General features: G+C 65.0%; 17 protein-coding genes. 12 read left to right on the top strand and 5 right to left on the bottom strand.

Annotation, left to right across the window (positions count from 1 at the left end):
• Positions 1–27 precede the first annotated feature (27 nt).
• The 5 genes from MXC11_RS05370 (at position 28) to MXC11_RS05350 (ending at position 5,308) form a co-directional block, all read left to right on the top strand.
• The gene (locus MXC11_RS05370; protein ID WP_250006284.1) at positions 28–507 is read left to right on the top strand and encodes an RNA pyrophosphohydrolase; all 480 of its coding nucleotides are present in this window, start codon (positions 28–30) and stop codon (positions 505–507) included.
• Between the two features lie 37 nt (positions 508–544).
• Complete coding sequence (ptsP, locus tag MXC11_RS05365) at positions 545–2,824, top strand: phosphoenolpyruvate--protein phosphotransferase (RefSeq protein WP_250006515.1); 2,280 nt, start codon at positions 545–547, stop codon at positions 2,822–2,824.
• Positions 2,825–2,906: 82 nt separating this feature from the next.
• The gene (locus tag MXC11_RS05360; RefSeq protein WP_250006282.1) at positions 2,907–3,689 is read left to right on the top strand and encodes a sulfite exporter TauE/SafE family protein; all 783 of its coding nucleotides are present in this window, start codon (positions 2,907–2,909) and stop codon (positions 3,687–3,689) included.
• 16 nt (positions 3,690–3,705) lie between these two features.
• Positions 3,706–4,503, top strand: a complete 798-nt coding sequence (lgt, locus tag MXC11_RS05355; protein ID WP_250006280.1) for a prolipoprotein diacylglyceryl transferase — start codon at positions 3,706–3,708, stop codon at positions 4,501–4,503.
• Between the two features lie 10 nt (positions 4,504–4,513).
• Positions 4,514–5,308 carry a thymidylate synthase gene (locus MXC11_RS05350; RefSeq protein ID WP_250006278.1) on the top strand — a complete coding sequence of 265 codons (795 nt, stop codon included), beginning with the start codon at positions 4,514–4,516 and terminating at the stop codon, positions 5,306–5,308.
• Positions 5,309–5,385: 77 nt separating this feature from the next.
• On the opposite strand, the gene MXC11_RS05345 is transcribed toward MXC11_RS05350, so the two are convergent.
• Genes MXC11_RS05345 through MXC11_RS05335 form a run of 3 tightly spaced genes read right to left on the bottom strand, consistent with a single transcriptional unit; the run spans position 5,386 to position 8,273 of the window.
• The gene (locus MXC11_RS05345) at positions 5,386–6,708 is read right to left on the bottom strand and encodes a TRAP transporter large permease (RefSeq protein ID WP_250006276.1); all 1,323 of its coding nucleotides are present in this window, start codon (positions 6,706–6,708) and stop codon (positions 5,386–5,388) included.
• The gene (locus tag MXC11_RS05340) at positions 6,705–7,235 is read right to left on the bottom strand and encodes a TRAP transporter small permease (protein ID WP_250006274.1); all 531 of its coding nucleotides are present in this window, start codon (positions 7,233–7,235) and stop codon (positions 6,705–6,707) included. The genes MXC11_RS05345 and MXC11_RS05340 overlap by 4 nt, the downstream gene beginning before the upstream one ends.
• Positions 7,236–7,241: 6 nt before the next feature.
• A complete protein-coding gene (locus MXC11_RS05335; protein WP_250006272.1) occupies positions 7,242–8,273 on the bottom strand; it encodes a TRAP transporter substrate-binding protein in 1,032 nt (343 codons plus the stop codon).
• A gap of 395 nt (positions 8,274–8,668) precedes the next feature.
• On the opposite strand from MXC11_RS05335, the gene selD reads away from it, so the two are divergent.
• The 6 genes from selD to phnE all read left to right on the top strand — a co-directional run bounded on the left by selD (position 8,669) and on the right by phnE (position 14,177).
• Positions 8,669–9,703: a selenide, water dikinase SelD gene (gene selD / locus MXC11_RS05330; RefSeq protein WP_250006270.1), complete on the top strand. Its 1,035-nt coding sequence runs from the start codon at positions 8,669–8,671 to the stop codon at positions 9,701–9,703.
• On the top strand, positions 9,703–10,812 hold the full coding sequence (mnmH, locus tag MXC11_RS05325) for a tRNA 2-selenouridine(34) synthase MnmH (RefSeq protein WP_250006268.1): 1,110 nt from the start codon (positions 9,703–9,705) through the stop codon (positions 10,810–10,812). Before selD ends, mnmH begins: the two co-directional genes overlap by 1 nt.
• A 104-nt stretch (positions 10,813–10,916) precedes the next feature.
• Positions 10,917–11,768 (top strand): putative selenate ABC transporter substrate-binding protein, encoded by an 852-nt coding sequence (locus tag MXC11_RS05320; protein WP_250006266.1) that lies wholly within the window; start codon positions 10,917–10,919, stop codon positions 11,766–11,768.
• The gene (locus MXC11_RS05315) at positions 11,765–12,568 is read left to right on the top strand and encodes a phosphonate ABC transporter ATP-binding protein (protein ID WP_250006264.1); all 804 of its coding nucleotides are present in this window, start codon (positions 11,765–11,767) and stop codon (positions 12,566–12,568) included. Before MXC11_RS05320 ends, MXC11_RS05315 begins: the two co-directional genes overlap by 4 nt.
• Positions 12,568–13,392 (top strand): PhnE/PtxC family ABC transporter permease, encoded by an 825-nt coding sequence (locus MXC11_RS05310; protein ID WP_462938102.1) that lies wholly within the window; start codon positions 12,568–12,570, stop codon positions 13,390–13,392. Before MXC11_RS05315 ends, MXC11_RS05310 begins: the two co-directional genes overlap by 1 nt.
• Entirely contained in the window at positions 13,392–14,177 is a 786-nt protein-coding gene (gene phnE, locus MXC11_RS05305) for a phosphonate ABC transporter, permease protein PhnE (protein WP_250006262.1), read from the top strand. Before MXC11_RS05310 ends, phnE begins: the two co-directional genes overlap by 1 nt.
• 16 nt (positions 14,178–14,193) lie before the next feature.
• Here the strand turns inward: phnE and paaX are convergent, their stop codons facing one another.
• On the bottom strand, positions 14,194–15,117 hold the full coding sequence (gene paaX, locus MXC11_RS05300; protein WP_250006260.1) for a phenylacetic acid degradation operon negative regulatory protein PaaX: 924 nt from the start codon (positions 15,115–15,117) through the stop codon (positions 14,194–14,196).
• A 224-nt stretch (positions 15,118–15,341) separates the two neighbouring features.
• On the opposite strand from paaX, the gene MXC11_RS05295 reads away from it, so the two are divergent.
• Positions 15,342–16,504 (top strand): IS3 family transposase gene (locus MXC11_RS05295; protein ID WP_250006258.1). Its coding sequence is split into 2 segments (ribosomal slippage): positions 15,342–15,597 and positions 15,597–16,504, totalling 1,164 coding nucleotides; the frame shifts between segments, so codons are not numbered across the junction.
• Between the two features lie 115 nt (positions 16,505–16,619).
• Here MXC11_RS05295 and MXC11_RS05290 read toward each other — a convergent pair.
• A complete protein-coding gene (locus MXC11_RS05290) occupies positions 16,620–20,990 on the bottom strand; it encodes an AAA domain-containing protein (RefSeq protein ID WP_250006256.1) in 4,371 nt (1,456 codons plus the stop codon).
• Positions 20,991–21,221 lie beyond the last annotated feature (231 nt).

Here is a 21,221-nt window from a genome sequence, read left to right as displayed (position 1 = left end):
GGATATCTGTATCCGAGGTACCCCGCCGTGATCGATTCCGATGGCTTCCGACCCAATGTCGGCATCATCCTCGCCAATGAGGTCGGCCAGGTGCTGTGGGCACGGCGCATCAATCAGGATGCCTGGCAGTTCCCCCAGGGCGGCATCCACCCGAAGGAGTCGCCGGAAGAGGCGCTGTTTCGCGAACTGAACGAGGAAGTCGGCCTGCTGCCGGCCGATGTGCGCATCCTCGCCTGCACCCGCGGCTGGCTGCGCTACCGCCTGCCGCAGCGTCTGGTACGCACCCACAGCCAGCCGCTGTGCATCGGCCAGAAGCAGAAGTGGTTCCTGCTGCAGCTGACCGGCGATGAGCGGCGGGTGCGCATGGATGTCACCGGCAAGCCCGAGTTCGATGGCTGGCGCTGGGTCAGCTACTGGTACCCGCTGGGCCAGGTGGTGTCCTTCAAGCGCGAGGTCTACCGCCGCGCGCTGCGCGAACTGGCCCCACGCCTGCCCAACCGTGACTGACTGACCGCACGACGCACAGGAGCGCCGCCCTTTGACCATGCTCAACACGCTGCGCAAGATCATCCAGGAGGTCAATTCGGCCCAGGATCTCACCACCGCCCTGACGATCATCGTCGAGCGGGTGCGCGCCGCCATGAGCACTCAGGTCTGCTCGGTGTACCTGTGCGATCCGGCCAGCCAGCGCTTCGTGCTGATGGCCACCGAGGGCCTGAACAAGGCCGCCATCGGCCGGGTCAGCATGGCCCCCGATGAAGGGCTGGTCGGCCTGGTCGGCAGCCGCGAGGAGCCGCTCAACCTCGAAGATGCCTCCAGCCACCCGCGCTACCGCTACTTTGCCGAAACCGGCGAGGAGCGCTACGCCTCGTTCCTCGGTGCGCCGATCATCCACCACCGCCGGGTGATGGGCGTGCTGGTGGTGCAGCAAAAAGAGCGCCGCCAGTTCGATGAAGGCGAGGAAGCCTTCCTGGTGACCATGAGCGCCCAGCTCGCCGGGGTGATCGCCCATGCCGAGGCCACCGGCTCGATCCGCGGTCTCGGCAAGCAGGGCAAGGCCACCCCTGACACCCGCTTCGTCGGGGTGCCAGGCTCGCCCGGCGTGGCGCTGGGCACCGCCGTGGTGGTGCTGCCGCCGGCCGATCTTGAAGTGGTGCCGGATCGGGCCGTCGAGGACATCGACGGCGAAATCGCCTTCTTCTATAACGCCATCGAGGCGGTGCGCAGCGACATGCGCGCCCTGTCGGCGCGCCTGGCCAGCCAGCTGCGTCAGGAAGAGCGCGCCCTGTTCGATGTCTACCTGATGATGCTGGATGACGCCTCGATCGCCGGCGAAGTGGTGCGGGTGATTGAAACCGGCCAGTGGGCCCAGGGCGCGCTGCGCCAGGTGGTCAACGGCCATGTGCAGCGTTTCGAGCTGATGGATGACGAGTACCTGCGCGAGCGCGCCTCGGACATCAAGGACATCGGCCGGCGCATTCTCGCTTACCTGCAGGAAGCCCGCCAGCAGGCGCTGGTTTACCCGGACAACACCATTCTGGTCAGCGAGGAGCTGTCGCCGGCGATGCTTGGCGAGGTGCCGCCCGGCAAGCTGATCGGCCTGGTTTCGGTCACCGGCTCCAGCAACTCCCACGTGGCGATCCTCGCCCGCGCCATGGGCGTGCCGACGGTGATGGGCGCGGTCGATCTGCCCTACAACATGGTCGATGGCCTTGAGCTGATCGTCGATGGCTACCGCGGGGATGTGTTCACCAACCCCTCGGCCGGCCTGCGCCGGCAGTTCGCCGAAATCGCCGAGGAGGAGCGCCAGCTCAATCAGGGCCTGGACGCGCTGCGCGCCCTGCCCTGCGAGACGCTCGACGGTCATCACATGCCGCTGTGGGTCAACACCGGACTGTTTGCCGATGTCGCCCGCGCCCAGGAGCGCGGCGCCGAGGGCGTCGGGCTGTACCGCAGCGAAGTGCCGTTCATGACCAACGAGCGCTTCCCGAGCGAAAAGGAGCAGGCGGCGATCTATCGCCAGCAGCTCGAGGCCTTCCACCCGCTGCCGGTGACCATGCGCACCCTGGACATCGGCGGCGACAAGGCGCTGCCCTACTTCCCGATCAAGGAAGACAACCCGTTCCTCGGCTGGCGCGGCATCCGTGTCACCCTCGATCACCCGGAGATCTTCCTGGTGCAGGCGCGCGCCATGCTCAAGGCCAGCGTCGGCCTTGAGAACCTGCGCATCCTGCTGCCGATGATCAGCGGTCTGGGAGAACTGGAAGAGGCGCAGCGCCTGCTGGCGCGGGCCTGGAACGAGGTCCGCGAGGAAGGCGTCGATGTGCCGATGCCGCCGGTCGGGGTGATGATCGAGATCCCTGCCGCGGTGTTCCAGATCCGCGAGCTGGCCCGCCGGGTCGATTTTCTCTCGGTCGGCTCCAACGACCTGACCCAATACCTGCTGGCGGTCGATCGCAACAACCCACGAGTCGCCAGCCTCTACGACTACCTGCACCCCTCGGTGCTGCAGGCGCTGAAGCGGGTGGTCGATGATGCCCACGGTGTCGGCACGCCGGTGAGCATCTGTGGCGAGATGGCAGGCGATCCGGCGGCGGCCGCGCTGCTGATGGCCATGGGCTTTGATTCGCTGTCGATGAACGCCACCAACCTGCCCAAGGTGAAGTGGCTGCTGCGCCAGCTGTCGCTCGCCCAGACCCGCGACCTGCTGAAGCAGATCCTCGCTCTGGATCATCCGCAGGCCATTCATGCCCTGCTGCTGCAGACCCTGCGCGAGCAGGGTCTGGCGCGCATGCTGAACCCCAGCGGCAGCCTGCCGGGCTGATCTGCCGGACGCGTGACGGGCGCGCGCAACTGGAGCACCCCCGAGCCATCCGCTACCATGCCGCCTTTGTGATGGAGGCTTCATGGAATTTCTTCTCTACCTGCTGCTGGGGGCCGCCGCCGGCGTACTGGCTGGATTGTTCGGGGTCGGTGGCGGGATGATCATCGTCCCGGTGCTGGTGTTCAGCTTCCAGGCCCAGGGCGTCGCCCCGGAGGTGCTGACACACCTGGCAGTCGGCACCTCGCTGGCCACGATCGCCTTCACCTCGATCAATTCGGTGCTCGCCCACCACAAACGTGGCGCGGTGCAGTGGCCGATCTTCCGCTCCTTGACCGTCGGCATCCTCGCCGGCAGCGTGCTGGGCGGCTTTACCGCCACCCTGCTGCAAGGCCCGCTGCTGCAGAAGATCATCGGCGTGTTCGCCCTGGTCATGGCTGCGCAGATGGCGCTGGATCTCAAACCCAAGGCCAGCCATACGGTGCCAGGCCAAGCCACGCTGGGCGCGGCCGGTGGGGTGATCGGCTGGGCCTCGGCGATCATCGGCATCGGCGGCGGTTCGCTGACCGTGCCGTTCCTGACCTGGCGCAGCGTACCAATGCAGCAGGCAGTGGCCACCTCGGCGGCCTGCGGCCTGCCGATTGCCGTGACCAGCGCGCTGAGCTTTATGTGGCTGGGCCGTGATGCCAGCGCGCTGCCGGAGTGGAGCGTCGGCTTTGTCTACCTGCCGGCACTGCTCGGCATCGCCGCCACCTCAATGATCTTCGCCCGCTTTGGCGCCCAGCTGGCCCACAAGCTGTCGGCGCGCCTGCTCAAGCGCCTGTTCGCCCTGCTGCTGCTCGGCGTTGGCCTGAACTTCCTGCTCTGATTCCCGAGGAGTGACCATGCTGCTGTTCCCGCAGATCGACCCGGTGGCCCTCGCCCTCGGCCCGCTGAAGATCCACTGGTACGGCCTGATGTACCTGGTCGGTATCGGTGGCGCCTGGTGGCTGGCGACCCGCCGGCAGGCGCAGTTCGACCCGGCCTGGAGCCGTGACAAGCTCTCTGACCTGGTGTTCTGGGTGGCCTGCGGGGTGATCCTCGGCGGACGCTTTGGCTATGTGCTGCTCTACAACTTCGCGCAGTTTCTCGCCGATCCGCTGTCGCTGCTGCGCCTCTGGGAAGGCGGCATGTCGTTCCATGGCGGCTTTCTCGGCGTGATGCTGGCCACCTGGTGGTTCGGCAAGCGCAACGGCAAGAGCCTGTTCCAGCTGCTCGACTTCATCGCCCCGCTGGTGCCGCTGGGTCTGGGTGCCGGGCGGATCGGCAACTTCATCAATGCCGAGCTGTGGGGCAAGCCGACCGATCTGCCGTGGGCGATGCTGTTCCCGGCCTGGAGCGACCCCGCGCAGCTCGCCCGCCACCCCTCGCAGCTCTACCAGTTCGCCCTGGAAGGCGTGGCGCTGTTCGCCATCCTCTGGCTGTATTCCAGCAAACCGCGCCCGACCATGGCGGTGTCCGGGCTGTTCGCCGCCTGCTACGGGCTGTTCCGCTTCCTAGTCGAGTTCGTCCGCGTGCCCGATGCCCAACTTGGCTACCTGGCCTTCGGCTGGCTGACCATGGGCCAGCTGCTCAGCCTGCCGATGATCCTCGGCGGTATCGGCCTGATCGTGTTTGCCTACCAGCGCGCTGCGCGTTCCTGAGGAGCCTTCGATGCAACCGTACCTTGAGCTGATGCGCCGCGTGCGCGAGACCGGCACCTTCAAGAGCGACCGGACCGGCACCGGCACCCTGAGCGTGTTCGGTCACCAGATGCGCTTTGATCTGGCCGCCGGCTTCCCGCTGGTCACCACCAAGAAATGCCACCTCAAATCCATCATCCATGAGCTGCTGTGGTTCCTGAAGGGTGACACCAACATCCGCTACCTGAAGGACAACGGCGTGCGCATCTGGGACGAGTGGGCCGACGAGCACGGCGAGCTAGGCCCGGTATACGGCTACCAGTGGCGCAGCTGGCCAGCGCCCAATGGCGAGTCGATCGATCAGATCGCCAACCTGATCGCGATGATCAAGCAGAATCCCGACTCGCGGCGGCTGATGGTCTCGGCCTGGAATCCGGCGCTGGTCGAGCAGATGGCCCTGCCGCCCTGCCATGCGCTGTTCCAGTTCTATGTCGCCGACGGCAAGCTCTCCTGCCAGCTCTACCAGCGCTCGGCGGACATCTTCCTTGGCGTGCCATTCAACATCGCCAGCTACGCGCTGCTGACCCTGATGGTGGCGCAGGTCTGCGACCTCGCACCCGGTGAGTTCATTTGGACCGGCGGCGACTGCCACCTGTACAGCAACCACCTGGAGCAGGCCGATCTGCAGCTGTCCCGCGAGCCGCTGCCGCTGCCGCAGATGCGCCTGAATCCTGCGGTGAAGGATCTGTTCGCCTTCCGCTTCGAGGACTTCGAGCTACTGAATTACCAGGCCCACCCGCACATCAAGGCGGATGTCGCGGTCTGAATCTCAGCACCGCCCGGCAAAAAACAAGGCCCCGCACGGCAGCACCGGCGGGGCCTTGGCGTTTCAGGCGCTGCGGATCAGAAGGACAGCAGCCACAGGCTGATGCCCGGGAATAGCGCCAGCAGCGCGATGCGCAGCAGATCCGAGGTGATGAACGGCAGTACACCACGGGCGGTCTCGGCCAGCGGCACGTTGCCGGCGGCGCGCTGGACGATGAACAGGTTCATGCCCAAAGGCGGCGTCACCAGACCGATTTCCACCACCATCAGCGCGAGAATGCCGAACCAGATCGACTTCTCGGTCGCATCCATGCCGAAGAAGTCCAGACCCATGATCATCGGGTAGAAGATCGGGATGGTCAGCAGGATCATCGCCAGCGAATCCATCACGCAGCCAAGCAGCAGGTAGGTAATCAGGATCGCCGCCAGCACCAGCATCGGCGCCATGCCGCTGTTCTTCACCCACTCAGCCAGCTCGTTGGGCATCTGGGTCAGCGCCAGCCCCGAATTGAGCAGATCGGCACCGAGCAGCACCAGGAAGATCATCGCGGTGGTCTCGGCGGTGCCCAGGAGGCTCTTGCTGATCCCCTCCCAGCGCATGCCACCCTGCAGGACCGCGAGGATGCCGCAGGCCGCCGCGCCGATCGACGCTGCCTCGGTGGGGTTGGACCAGCCGCCGTAGATGCCGACGATCACCACCAGAAAGACCCCGACCACCGGCAGCACATTCAGCGTGGCGCGCAGGCGCTCACCGGCGCTGGCCTTTTCCAGCTCGTGATCATGGCCGCCCTCGCGGGCCACCATGATGCGCAGCACGACCATGTAGCCAAGTACCGCGAGGATGCCGGGAATCACCGCCGCAACGAACAGCTTGGCGATCGACTCCTGGGTCAGCACCGCGTAGATGATCAGCGGCACCGACGGCGGAATCAGGATGCCCAGGGTGCCGCCGGCCGCCACGGTGGCGGTGGCCAGACGGCCGGAATAGTTGTGGCGGCGCAGCTCCGGCAGCGCCACATGGCTCATGGTCGCCGAAGTGGCCAGCGAGGAGCCGCAGATCGCCCCGAAGCCTGCACAGGCACCGATCGCCGCCATGCCGATGCCGCCCTTGAGGTGGCCGATGAACGCCGCCGCGCAGCGGAAGATCGCCCGCGACAGGCCGCCATGGGTGGCAAACTGACCCATCAGCACGAACAGCGGAATCACCGCCAGGTCGTAGTTGGACAGACGCGAGTAGGCCAGATTGTTGAGGGTGTAGAGCAGCGCATTCCAGTCGCCGGCATTCACGGCTAGGAAACAGGCCGTCCCACCGATCAGCATGGTCACCCCGATGTGTACGCGCAGCGCCAGCAGGGTCAGGGTGATGGCCAGACCGATCAGGCCAAGTGTCAGACCGCTCATGGACGACCTCCGGGTGCCAGACAGTGGGTGATGCGCCAGGCGCTGGCCAGCGCCAGCAGCAACAGGCTGGGCACGATCAGTGCCAGCGGAATCCACAGCGGGATGGTCAAGAGGGTGGAGACATCGCCATAGGTCAGGGTGTCGCCCAGTTGCAGGGCGGTCCGCCAGGCGAGGACCAGCGCCGCCAGCAGGCACAGGCCATGGCCGATCACATCCAGCCCGGTCTGCATCCACTGCGGGGCGCGCAGGGTGAAGGTATCGACCTTGAGGTGCAGCCCGCGCATCTCGCAGATCGGCAGGAAGCTGGCAATCGCGATTGCCGCGCCCATCTCCATCAGCTCGATGTCGCCGCGCACCGGGGCGGCATACAGCTTGCGGCCGATGATCGACACCAGCGACATGCCGATCAGCGCCAGCAGTACGCCGCCTCCAGCCAGTGCCCAGATTCGGCAGGCCTGATACAGAACGCGGCCCAGGGGGCCGCGTTGCAGTTCCTGGCCGCCTTCGAAGGAAAGCGATTCGGCCATGATGAATTACCGGTTTTGGGCTTGGGCAGTCGCCAGATCACGCGCGCCCTGCAGCAGGGCCGCGCCGTCGATTCCCTTGGCGGAGACTTCCTTGACCCAGTTCTGCGCCACCGGCTCGGCAGCCTTCTGCATGGCGGCGTAGTTGTCCGCACTGATCGGCACGATCTGCTCGGCCGGGGTGGCCTTGATCGAGGCGTCCATCTGCTGGTCCCACACGCCGCTGATCAGGTCGTTGAGGGCATCACCGCTGTTACGCTCGATGATTTCCTGCAGATCCTTGGGCAGGCTGTCGAACTTCTTCGGGTTCATCAGCATGGTCAGGACGGTATTGCTCAGCGCCGGAGCGCCTTCCGGCGAGGCGCTGTGGTAGCGGGTGACCTCGTCGATCTTCACATCGCGGATGGTGCTCCAGGTGAACAGCACGCCGTCGATCACGCCCTTGGACAGCGACTCGGTCATCTGCGGCGGCGGCATGCTCACCGGCGCGGCACCCAGCGATTCGACCAGCAGCGAGGAGGCGCGGTTGGACGCGCGCAGCTTCATGCCCTTGAGGTCATCCAGACTGGTGACCGCCTTGCTGCGGGTATGGAAGCCCATGCCGCCATCGCCGTGCATGGACAGCACCTTGTAGCCCTTGAAGTCATCCTTGGCGTACTGCTGGTAGAAGTTCCAGATGATCGGATCGCTGTTGCGCGAGCCATAGGGCATCAGGAACGGCTGCTCAAGCACCTCGATGCGCGGGAACTTGCCCGGCGAGTAGGACGGTGCGGTCCAGACAATGTCCGCCACGCCGTTGCGCACCATGTCGGCCAGCTTGGCCGGTGTACCGCCCAGCTGCATCGACGGGTAGATCTGGCACTGCAGGCGACCGGCCGACTCGTCCTTGAGCTTGGCGCACCACGGCTCGAACATCTGGGTATGCTGATACGAGGTGGACGGCAGGAAGTGGCCGAACTTGAGGGTGTAGGTCTCGGCAGCCTGCAGGGAGGAGGCGCAACCAATGGCGGCGACCAGCGCGGCCAGCTTGAGGCGTTTCATAGGGGTGCTCCCGAATTATTCTTGTAACGGCTTTAGGGCTCTTCGGCTCTGATCAGCACGCGGGCATCGCGGGGACGAGCCAACGCCTCGAGCATACCCAAAAAGGGATACAGTTCAAGAAAAAATATTTCTGTTCCAGTATCCCTTTAAAGCCCTAACAGGCTGCACACACTAGGCACCTTGTTCGGCAAAAACAGCCAATAATTGGGCCAATATCGCCAAATACTGCAAACCTTGTCTGCTCCTGGCACACCAAATCCCCAAAAAGCGATACATGATTGAGCGCAAGCATCGCCCGCCCATTGGACATATGGCCTATCCCGCCGCACGCCGCCAGCCACCCGGGAGGCTTTGCTAGAATCGCCACCTATCGCGACCCACCCCGGAGTGCCTCCATGAGCGAACCGATCCGCCTCACCCAGTACAGCCACGGCGCCGGCTGCGGCTGCAAGATTTCCCCCAAGGTGCTGGAGGTGATCCTCGCCGGCAGCGGGGCGCAGCACCTCGACCCGAAGCTCTGGGTCGGCAATGCCTCGCGTGATGATGCGGCGGTCTACGCCATCGACGAGGAGCGTGGCGTGGTGTCTACCACCGACTTCTTCATGCCGATCGTCGACGACCCCTTCGATTTCGGCCGCATTGCCGCGACCAACGCGATCAGCGACATCTACGCCATGGGTGGCGACCCGCTGATGGCCATCGCCATCCTCGGCTGGCCGGTCAATGTGCTGGCTCCGGAAGTGGCCCGCGAGGTGATCCGTGGCGGGCGCGCGGTGTGCGATGCCGCCGGCATCCCGCTGGCCGGCGGTCACTCGATCGATGCCCCCGAGCCGATCTTCGGCCTGGCGGTCACCGGCATCGTCGAAAAGCGCTTCATGAAGCGTAATGACACCGCCAGCGAAGGCTGCCGCCTGTACCTGACCAAGCCGCTGGGCATCGGCATCCTCACCACCGCCGAGAAGAAGGGCAAGTTGCGCGCCGAGGATGCGAATCTCGCCCGTGACTGGATGTGCACCCTGAACAAGCCCGGCGCGCGCTTTGGCAAGCTGGCCGGCGTGACGGCGATGACCGATGTCACCGGCTTCGGCCTGCTCGGCCATTTAGTGGAAATGGCTGACGGCAGCGGCCTGACCGCGCGCCTTAAGGCCGCTGCCGTGCCGCGCATCGCCGGCGTCGAGCACTATCTGGCCGAGGGCTGTGTACCGGGCGGCACCCTGCGCAACTTCGACAGCTACGGCGAGCGTATCGCCCCTCTCGACGAGACGCAGAAGCTGCTGCTTTGCGACCCGCAGACCAGCGGCGGCCTGCTGATTGCCGTCACCCCGGAGGGCGAGGCCGAGCTCCTCGCCGTGGCCGCCGAGCTGGGCCTGCAGCTGGCGCCGATCGGCGAACTGGTCGCCCGACAGCGTCACGCGGTGGAGGTGTACTGATGCGAGCCAACAGCGCCGACTACCGCGCGATCTTCCTAAACGATATCCCGCTGATGGACGTGCGCGCCCCGGTCGAACACGGCAAGGGCGCCTTCCCCCACAGCGTCAACCTGCCGCTGATGAACGACATCGAGCGGCAGAAGGTCGGCACCTGCTACAAGCAGCAGGGTCAGGACGCGGCCATCGCCCTCGGTCACCAGCTGGTGCGCGGTACGCTCAAAGCCGAGCGCATCGCCGCCTGGGCGGCCTTCGCCCGCGCCAACCCCGAGGGCTACCTGTTCTGCTTCCGCGGCGGACTGCGCTCGCAGATCACCCAGCAGTGGCTGCGCGAGGAAGCCGGCATCGACTATCCGCGCGTGCTCGGCGGCTACAAGGCGATGCGCCATTTCCTGATCGAAACCCTCGAAGCGGCCGTGACCGAATGCGACTTCGTGATCGTCGGCGGCATGACCGGCACCGGCAAGACCGAGGTGCTGGCGCAGCTGGACAACGCCGTCGATCTGGAAAGGCACGCCAACCACCGCGGCTCAAGCTTTGGCCGGCATGCCAGCGAGCAGCCGGCGCAGATCGACTTCGAGAACCGTCTGGCCATCGACCTGCTCAAGCAGCGTGCCGCCGGCCGCAGCGCCTTCGTGCTGGAGGACGAAAGCCGGCTGATCGGTCGCTGCTCGCTGCCGCTGCCGCTGCATCTGGGCATGCAGGACTATCCGCTGGTCTGGCTGGAAGACAGCCTGGAAGGGCGCATCGAGCGCATCCTGGGCGACTATGTGATCGATCTGTCCGCCGAGTTCGTCGCCCTGCATGGCGAGGAGGCAGGGCTGCCGGCCTTCGCCGAGCGCCTGCGGCAAAGCCTTGGCAACATCCAGAAGCGGCTCGGCGGCGAGCGCTACCAGCGCCTGGCCGCGCTGATGGATGCGGCGCTGGAGGAGCAGCTGCGCAGCGCTGCGGTGGATGGCCACCGCGCCTGGATCGAGGGGCTGCTGGTCGAATACTACGACCCCATGTACGTCTACCAGCGCGAAAGCAAGGCGCCCCGCATCGAGTTCAGTGGCGATCAGGCCGCCGTGCTCGACTACCTGCGCCAGCGCAACGCCCGCCGCAACGCCTGAGGGGCGCGGCGGCACGCCAGCCTTGGTGTGCCGCCGCGACCTCTCTATACTCCGCTCCCGCACACGACTTCCCCTTTTTTCCGCCATTGAACCGGAGAAACCCCATGCTCAAGAAAACCCTGGCCGTCGCTGCCGGCGTCGCCCTGTCCCTGTCCGCCCTCATGGCCCAGGCCGCCGACGTGCTGCGCGTCTCGGCGATCCCCGACGAGGCGCCGACCGAACTGCTGCGCAAGTTCAAGCCGCTGGGTGCCTACCTGGAGCAGCAACTGGGCATGGAAGTGAAGTTCGTGCCGGTTTCCGACTACGCCGCCGTGGTCGAGTCGATGGCCAGCGACCGCATCGACCTGGCCTGGCTGGGCGGCTTCACCTTCGTCCAGCTGCACCTCAAGGACGCCGAGGCCCGCCCGCTGGTGCAGCGCGAGCAGGACGAAGTGTTCACCAGCAAGTTCATCAGCGCCGATCCGGCAGTGAAATCGCTGGCTGACCTCAAGGGCAAGACCTTCGCCTTCGGCTCGGTGTCGTCCACGTCCGGCAGCCTGATGCCGCGCTTCTTCATGCTCAAGGACGGCATCAAGCCCGAGGAATTCTTCAGCCGCGTGGCCTACTCCGGCGCCCATGACGCCACCGCCGCCTGGGTGCAGGCCGGCAAGGCCGATGCCGGCGTGCTCAACGCCTCGGTGTGGGACAAGCTGGTCGCCGCCGGCAAGGTCGATACCGACAAGGTCAAGGTCTTCGCCACCACCCCCACCTACTACGACTACAACTGGACGGTGCGCGGCGGCCTCGACGCCGGGCTGAGTGCGAAGATCCAGGCCGCCTTCCTGGCCCTCGATCCGGCCAACCCGGAGCACAAGGCGATCCTCGACCTGCAGGCTGCCAGCCGCTTCATCGAGACCCGTGCGGAAAACTACGCCAGCATCGAGGAAGCCGCCCGTTCGGCGGGTCTGCTGAAGTGACCCTGCGCCTGTCTGGCGTGGGCCTGACCCACGCCAACGGCGCACCGGCCCTGCACGACATCGACCTTGCCGTCGCGCACGGCGAGCGGGTGGCGATCATCGGCCCTTCGGGCGCCGGCAAGACCACCCTGCTGCGCCTGCTGGCCACCGCCCTGCGTCCCACCGGCGGCCAGTTCGAGCTGCTCGGCAGTACGCCCTGGGCGCTGCCACCGCGTGCGCGCCAGCGCCTGCGCGCACGCATCGGCCTGATCCACCAGGCGCCGCCGCTGCCGCCGCGCCAGCGGGTGATCACCGCCGTCGGCGCCGGCCGGCTCGGTCAATGGTCGCTGGGCCGGGCGCTGCTCAACCTCGTCTGCCCGCTGGACCGCCACGGCACCCGCGATGCGCTGGCCCGCCTCGATCTGGCCGACAAGCTGTTTGCGCGCTGCGACCAGCTCTCCGGCGGCCAGCTGCAACGGGTCGGCATCGCCCGGGTGCTCTACCAGGAGCCGGCGCTGATCCTCGCCGACGAGCCGGTCTCGGCGATGGACCCGGTACTCGCCGGGCATACCCTGGCGCTGCTCAACCGCGAGGCGGCCGAGGGCGGCATCACCCTGCTGGCCAGCCTGCATGCGGTGGAGCTGGCCCTCGGCCACTTCCAGCGCATCATCGGCGTGCGCGACGGGCGCATCGCCTTCGACCGCCCGGCCAGCGAAGTCGGCCGCGCCGAGCTGGATGCCCTCTACACCAACGAACAGCTGCAGACGCCAGCGCCCGCCGTGGCGCCGGCCGCGCCCATGCTGCAGATCCCGCGCTGCTGATGAATACCCCAATCCGTGACCCCGCCGCCCTGCCGCGCCTGCTGCTGAGCATGCTCGCCGTGCTGCTGCTCTGGCCCGGCCTTGCCCTCAGCGAGCTGAACCCCGGTGTGCTGCTCGATCGCAGCAACCTGCAGACCATGGGTGGCTTCCTCGCCGACTTCTGGCCCCCCGCCCACGACGGCGAGTTCCTCGCCCTGCTGCTTCGCGCCACCCTGGAAACCCTGGCCATCGCCACCGCCGGCATGGCGCTGGCGCTGCTGCTCGCCGTGCCTACCGCGCTGCTGGCCAGCCGCGCCCTGTCGCTCTCGGCGCTGCACCGCGGCGGCGTGCCAGCCCCTTGGGCACGGCTGCTGCGCTGGCCGGTGCGCGGCCTGCTGATCATCCTGCGCAGCGTGCCGGAGATCGTCTGGGCGCTGCTGTTCGTGCGCGCTGTCGGCCTTGGCCCGAGCGCCGGGGTGCTGGCGATCGCCATCACCTATAGCGGCATGCTCGGTAAGGTCTATGCCGAAATCTTCGAATCGGTCGATCAACGCCCGGCGCGCGCCCTGCTCGGTGCCGGCAGCGGCCGGCTGGCGGCCTTCGCCTACGGCATCCTGCCCAACGCCAGCGCCGAGATGCTCTCCTACAGCGTGTACCGCTGGGAGTGCGCGATCCGCGCCTCGGTGGTGATGGGCTTTGTTGGCGCCGGTGGTCTTGGCCAGCAGATCGACCTGTCGATGCGCATGTTCGCCGGTGGCGAGGTGGCCAGCATGCTGCTGACCTTCCTGCTCTTGGTGCTGCTCGCTGACCAGCTCAGTCGCCTGCTGCGCGCGAGGCTTACCTGATGCCTGCCCCGTCGCTGCGCCAGCGCGCCGCCAGCCTGCTCCTGCTACTGCTCATCGGCGTGGCGGTGGTGGCGTCCTTCGCCTTTTTGGAGCTGGATTTTGCCGGGCTGTTCGGAGCCGAGGGCCTGGCGCTGATGGGCGAGTACGCCGGGCGCTTCCTGAGTCCAGACTTCTCCACCGCGCACCTGCGCGCCATCGGCCGTGGCGCGCTGGAAACCCTCGCCATGTCGGCGCTCGGCACCCTGCTGGCGGCGCTGCTCGGCCTGCTGCTCGCGCTGCCTGGCAGCGGGCGCTGCGGCGCACTGGCCCGCCAGGCGGCGAGCCTGCTGCTCAACGCGCTGCGGGCGATTCCCGAACTGGTCTGGGCGGCCTTGATGGTGCTGGCTGCCGGGCTCGGCCCGAATGCCGGCACCCTGGCGCTGGCCCTGCACACCGCCGGGGTACTCGGCCGGTTGTTTGCCGAGGCGCTGGAGAACACCCCGGCCGAACCGGCCGAAGCGATCCGGCTGGCCGGGGGCGGGCGCATCGCGGCGTTCTGCTACGGCACCCTGCCGGGCGTCTGGCCGCAGCTGATGGCCTATTCGCTGTATCGCTGGGAAAACAACATCCGCATGGCCAGCGTGCTCGGCTTCGTCGGCGCGGGAGGCCTTGGGCAGATGCTCTACATGAGCCTGAGCCTGTTCCAGGAAGCCCAGGCCGCCACGGTGATCCTCGCCATGCTGCTGCTGGTGCTGGGCGTGGATGCCCTGAGCGGCGTACTGCGCCAGCGCTGGGTGAGCCGCTAGGACCCGGCGATTCGTATCAGCGCAGCCCGCCAAAGCGCTGGTAGAAGCTCTCGCCCGCCTCCGGCAGCGGTCCGTCGGCGGTTTCCAGCACCTGATTAAGCCACTGCTCGGCCGGTGCGTAGATCAGCCGGTAGATGTTGCGACACAGCTGGCGCGCCGCACGGCCCTCCCAGTCGCCGGGCAGCAGCTCGTCGGGCAGCTGTGGATCGCGCAGCAGCAGCTTGCGGTACTCGTGGATCAGCAGGGTGCGGGCGAGGAAGCAGTCCTGCGGATCGAGCGACGCCTGCTCGCGCAACGCCTGCCAGAGCGGGCGAAACAGCTGGATGAACTCGTGGTAATGGGCGCCCAGGCCGTCGATCTTCCAGCTCTCGCGCACCTGCAGGCGCAGCGCCCGCGAGGCCAGCACCTCCTGGGCGGTGGTCTCGAACAGGATGGTGTCGTCCAGCGCCTCCAGCTCCTGCAAGGTGGCCGTCACATCGACCCGGTCACAGCGCGGGCTGGCCAGCACGGTCGGCGCCAGGGCGGCAAAACCCTGCCACTCCAGCTCCTCGCGCACCTGCTTGCGCTTGTCGGCCTCCAGCTGGGACAGCACCGCCAGACACCAAGTGCCGTCCCAGGCCGGCATCGCGCTGCTGTAGATGCGCTTGAAGGCCTTCTCGAAACGCCGCCGGCCGGGGCCGGTCAGGCTGTAGTAGCTGCGCCGGCCGACCTTGTCGGCCTTCAGCCAGCCGTCCTTGGTCAGACGGAACACCGAGGTGCGGATCAGCCGCTGGTTGATGCCCATCGGCTCGAACAGCTGGATCAGGCTGCCCAGCCACACCGCACCGCCATGCGGCTCGATGGCGTCACCATACACGGTAACGATCAGCGAACTGGCGCGGATGGGCGTCTGCGCCTGAAAGCGCTCGATCAGGTTGGCCAGGGGAGTCAGGGAAGTCATGACGGGAAGGGATATCGCCGGAAAAACGCGACTATACCTAGGGGATCGCGGCAAAAGCTACAGCCGGCCCCGAGGCAATCACCCACCGCATGGCACAGGCAGACAAGCACTTGGCAGACACAGCAATGCAGCCCTGTCGCCACACCGGCAGACTCGGGATGTAGTGGTCTACTGATCCCGGACACCGATTTAGGCGAAAATCCTCGCCGTTAGAGAGGTGTCTGATGAGCAAGCAGCGACGTACATTTTCCGCCGAGTTCAAGCGCGAGGCCGCGACCCTGGTTCTGGATCAGGGTTACACCGTGGCCGAGGCCAGCCAATCATTGGGACTGGTGGACTCCGCCCTGCGCCGGTGGATCAAGCAGCTCCAGCAGGAGCGCAACGGCATCACCCCGCAGAGCAAAGCGCTCACACCCGAGCAGCAAAAGATCCAGGAGCTGGAAGCCCGGATCAACCGGCTGGAGCGGGAGAAAGCGATTCTAAAAAAGGCTACTGCTCTCTTGATGTCAGACGAGTTCGAACGTACGCGCTGATAGACCAGTTGAGTGAGCAGGAGCCGGTAGAAATGGTCTGTTCAGCTTTTGATGTAGCACGCTCCTGCTACTACGCCCATCGTGCCCGACGGCACCGCGTCGATGCGCGACGTGTGGCGCTGCGTAGCCAGGTCTACCAGCTGTTCAGCGAGAGCCGTGGGGCTGCGGGCAGCCGCAGCATCCTGGGCATGATGCGCGAGGATGGCGTGGTGATCGGACGTTTCCAGGTGCGCAGCCTGATGCGTGAGCTGGGGCTCGTCAGCAAGCAGCCTGGCTCTCATGCCTACAAGCACGCGACGGTCGAGCGCCCCGACATTCCGAACCTGCTGAACCGCGAGTTCTCTGTCGAACACCCCAACCAGGTCTGGTGCGGTGACATCACCTACGTCTGGGCCCAGGGCCGCTGGCATTACCTAGCCGTGGTACTGGATCTTCACGTTCGCCGCGTTATCGGCTGGGCGTTCTCCGACAGGCCGGATGCAGAGCTGGCTGTCCGTGCGCTCGATATGGCCTACGAACAGCGTGGCAGACCGCAGCAGGTGATGTTCCACTCGGATCAGGGCAGCCAATACGCCAGCCGCCTGTTCCGGCAGCGGCTGTGGCGCTACCGGATGCAGCAGAGCATGAGTAGACGCGGCAACTGCTGGGACAACGCCCCAATGGAGCGGCTGTTTCGCAGCCTGAAAACAGAATGGATACCGTCGACAGGCTACATAACTGCCAGAGAGGCGCAGCGGGACATCAGCCATTATCTGATGCATCGATACAACTGGCTCAGACCGCATCAGGCCAATGAGGGGCTGCCGCCTGCCGTTGCCGAGAAAAAGCTTAACCCACTGTCCGGGATGGCTTGACCACTACATGGGGTTGATGCTGTAACACCTGCTCAATAGGACTGCAGGCACAGCACGCCACTATTGCCGCTCAGACGGCGCCGGAATGAGCTTCCACGGGACTGTCCTCCAACAACTACGTCTGAGTTTCAGCCATGCCAATGAGATCGTAGGGCTCCCTAGCGGAAGGAAAGCCGAAGACGCTCCGGCGCTCGACGTGCATGCTAGGTGCAGCATCCTGCCCTTGCGATGGGCCGATGCCCATAGACTCCAGTGTGTCGAAGAGGTCTTGGAGCACTGCCTGTCGTCGCAAGGTATAGGCCGAGGCGAAGCAGCGCCAGAACCGCCAGCCGGCTCGCTCCAGAATACGCTGACGACGCATGTCAGCATCCCAGACATCCGGCCCATGATAACGGTCGCCGTCGCATTCGATCGCCAATCGCCCATCGTTGTCGCCTTCAACCACTAGGTCGATGCGGTAGGCGCCGACGACCACCTGCGGCGTCACCCGGTAGCCGCGTTCGGTCAGCACATCGTATAGATCTCGCTCGAAGCCAGACTCGCAGCGTCCGCGAAGATCGGCCACCTCCACCTCGTCACGGGCGAAAGGCGTTTCGAAATGCTGGATCAGACCGCGCCGTAGCGAGTCAGCCTGACTGAGGTCGTCAAGATCCACACTGCGCACCAAGTACATGCGATCCCGGGCACGCGAGGCTGCCACGTTGAAGCGTTGCTGCATGTTCTCCCGGGTCTGCGCATGCACATCTCCCCGGGAGGAGACCATCGACAGGAACATGATGTCCCGCTCCTTGCCCTGAAAGGTGCGGGCATCGCCGCAATTGATCTGGAAGCGAGCAATGATCTCTTCCCCCAGCTCCAAGGACAGCAACTCCATGATTAGCCGCGCCTGCTCCGCACCTAGCAGCGACACCACGCCGATGGTGCGACCGGCCATCTCCGGTGCCTCGACGATCCGGCGGACTTCATCGACGATTGCATGGGCTTCTGGTTTGTTCACCTTGCCCTGCTTCACGCCATCAAGCACACGCAGATCGATCAGTGGTGGGTCCAGCCGCTCGGATAACGTTGGCAGGCGCAGGGGCTTAAGTTCGCCCTTGTAGAACTGCTGTCGCGAATACTCGATGATCGGGGCCACACATCGGAAATGCTCACGTAGCATGACGGCGCTCTCGGCAAAGGCCACCTTGAATAGATCGTATATCGAGCGATCCGGTGTCATCTGCGGGCGGTACAGGGCGACCTGGTTGCCTAAGTACAGGTTGATCATCCCCTTCATCCGCTCTTCTTCCAAACCGATCCCATCCGGGGAAACCTGTTTGTCGTCGCCGACAATCAGCACCTTCTTCGCCCGCAGCAGGGATGGTAAAGCTGTCAGATCCGACTGAGAGGCCTCATCGATGATGACCAGATCGAAAAGGCCGAACTCGACCGGCAGGCTTTCCGAAACGCGGTGATGCGGCATGATCCAACAGGGAATGGCAGTGTTGGCGGTTTCAGCAGCTTCCTGTGCATCCTTGCGGTAGCGCCCAGCCCTCACGCCGGTTCCCTTGCCGATCCGGCGAATGGCAGCGCGATAGGATTCGAGCGCCGCCTTGACCTTAGGCGTGGCATTCTCGGCAAGACGCAGCCAGGTGCGTTTCACCACCGCGTCCTGATATAGCCGCGCCAGATCGCGCTCATGCTCTTGGCGCAAAGCATATAGACGTTTCAGCTCGTGACGGCCGTCGATGGCATCAAGGTGGCAGGCCAAGCGCTGCAACCGCCAAAGCTGCAGTGCATTACCCGGCACAAGCGGATCGACATGCACTGCGCTCGGCGTTTGGCGCAATTGCGCGGCCCACTGCGGGGCTCCCGAGGACTTGATCTGCGTGGTGACACGCTCGATGGTGCCCAAGGCATCGCGATGCGCCAGAACCTGATGGAGTTGGTCGAGCAGCTGCGTCCATCGCTCTTGGAACGAGGGTCTGGTGAGGCCCGGATTGCCCAAGGACTCACTGATGAAGGCACGCAGGCGCGCCGAAATCTCACCCTCGCACCCTTCGAGCTGGTGATGCAGTTTTTCTTTAATTGCCCAGGCGTTGGCCAGGCGTGAGCGGGTCAGATGATGGCGAATGTACTGTTCAGCCTGTGCCTGGACGACCGGATCGGACTCGAACTGACATGCTTCAGCCCAGCCCGGCAATAGCGCCTGCAGATCGCTGGCCAGTTCCCTGGCCAAGATGATCGCCTCTTCAAGCAACGTGAACAGATCGATCACACGCACGGCCTCTACCAAAGCCTGCGGCTGGATCGCAAACGACGGCAGTGGCAATTCGCTCGCCAAGGCATTCCAGCGCTTGATCAGCACAATGCAGCGCGCCTGGAAACGCAGGAAGCGCAGCACGAAGCCCCACTCATCGGCCGACTGCGGCTTGGATCCCAGAATGCGAATACTGTCGAGCCTGTCTTTCTGCGCCGATTTACCGAGCCATCCAGCGATCCCGAACGGCCGTCGGCCTTCAGCCAGATTCACGATGGCCCGCCCAATCTCGTCGCCGTCCACGCACTCGAAAGGCACCTCTACCGGCCGAGCGACAAAATCCTTGCGCTCGCCGGAAAGCTCCTCGAACGCGGGCAGCAGCTCGCGCAACATGCCCAAGATATCTGCAGTCTCGCCGGTTCGCAGGCAAGCCTGCATCTTAGGAATCCAAGAGTGCGCCTCGTCCGCCAGCTTCGACTGCATGTCACGCAACTGTGCGACTCGCGCCAGCACATTGTTAAGGCGCTCAAGGACGGCCGTGCCCTCCCCATTCAGGCGCGGCACTTCACCGGCCGACTCTTTCTGCCGCAGCTGCGCTTCGTCTGCCAAATCCAGGTGGGATTGCAGAACATGCTGGACTTCCGGAAAGGTTTCCAGCGTGGGTAACCTTTGACCGACATAGGCGATAGCCTCACCGACTTGCTGGCGAGCTTCGCGCAGGGCCAGCAGATCCTGGGCATCGAATTGCGGGCGAAACGCCGCTTCGATACCGAGGCGGTCTGGAATCAACTGCAGGGCCTCCTGCTGACCGGCCACGGCCTGGGCCGCCTCTATGGGGCGAATGACTTCCTCTTCCAACCGGATATCCGACAGGTTCTTTGCCGCCCAGTCTCGAATCTGATAGTCGATGGCCGCCAACTGGGCGTGATGCTGGTCTATGTCACCATCAATCTGCCCGATCTCTAGGGTGTAGGCCGCCCGGTCGATGCGCTGCACCTCGGCCGCGATACGCTCGATCGAGAACTGGAACTGCCTCATGCCGTCAGCTTCGCTACTCAGCAGACTGATCGCCAACGGGCGGATGTCTTCCGGTATTTTGTCGCGCAGCACCGCCAGCGCCGGATCTTTCATAGAGGTGACAAGCACACGCTTGCCATTGGCCAAGTAATGGCAGATCACGTTGGCAATCGTATGAGTCTTGCCAGTCCCGGGGGGACCCTGAACAACAACACCGTCGCTGGCTTCCAGTCGCTGGATAATCTGCACCTGCTCGTCATTGTAAGGCTTCGGGAAGTACAACTCCTTAACCAGCCCAGTCTCATTACCGCTCGGAACCGGTGACAGCCCGCGATAGGCTGGCAGTGGCGTTTCATCAACGGCATCCGCCGGCTCATGGAGGATGGCGCTCAACGCCGGTGGCAGCTCCGGACTGTCCTGCATACGCGCTTCGAACCGCTCAAGGTCTTTCACAAAGAGACTGCTGTCGCGCGGGCGAGCGAACAGCACCCAAGTGTCAGTCACGGCAAGATGTTCGCTGGCCTTGGGTACGCTCCGGTCCTCCAGATTTGCCATGGCGGGCACATAGACGCCTTCTGCATCAAGCAGCGTGGACGCCATCCTGGTGACAGGCTCGAATGTGGATGGTTCGAACGGACTAATCGGCAGTTCGCTCGATTTAAAGAACTCCTTGGCCTTGGTATTCCATGCCCCTACTGTAGACACATCGGCCGCCATGTACGCATCGACTTCAAGGCGTGGTTCGTTGGTGCGTGGCCGAATCTCAATGGCCATGGTCTTTTCATTCACACTCAACTCAACACCCACTGTGATCAGCGGATATTCGATTCTGCCAACCTGTGGATTCTGCCAGGTAGCGACCGCTAGGCCCCACACGAGTTCGAGCTTGGTATCCCCCAAATTCCCCTGCACTTCCTGCGCAAGCAGGAACAGCTCCGAGTACAGCGCAATGCTCTTGCGCCGCAGCCGCTCCTGCTCAGCCCACGGCGTCCACTGCTCCCGGAGGTAGGTCTCCAGCTGTCGATTCACTATGTCCGCCAGCTCATATTCTTTCAGCGCGATTTGCGCAGGGACTGGAGTTTCCTGGGTGGCAGTTTCGACCGGAACAGACGTATTAGGCTCAACCTCGGTTGTCAGCATCACTATTGCGATCAGGTCTTCGCGCAGAACCTGATCAAGCAGACGGGGCGAAATGTCCGGAGAGGCACTCAAGCTGATCCACAGACTCAAAAGAGGCTCTTCCACACTCGGTGGGCGGGACTCGTGGAGCCGTTCTAGCCGCAACCATATCTCGTCTTCGCCTTCGTTCAGGCGCCCCAGTTCAATGCCTGGCAGCGATTGGACCCTGCTTTCGTACGCACTGAATGCACGGTGCTGTGCCACCTGAACCGCCCCGAGTTTCCCGGAGGCTCCAACCTTTGAGAGGATGGAGCCATGAAGAAATCCACCAAGTACTCCCCG

It is taken from the genome of Pseudomonas eutrophicaquae (genome assembly GCF_023544715.1).
In the GTDB taxonomy this organism is placed as follows: domain Bacteria; phylum Pseudomonadota; class Gammaproteobacteria; order Pseudomonadales; family Pseudomonadaceae; genus Geopseudomonas.
Note: the sequence above shows the minus strand (reverse complement) of the source record. Positions and strands in the feature narration are given on the sequence as shown.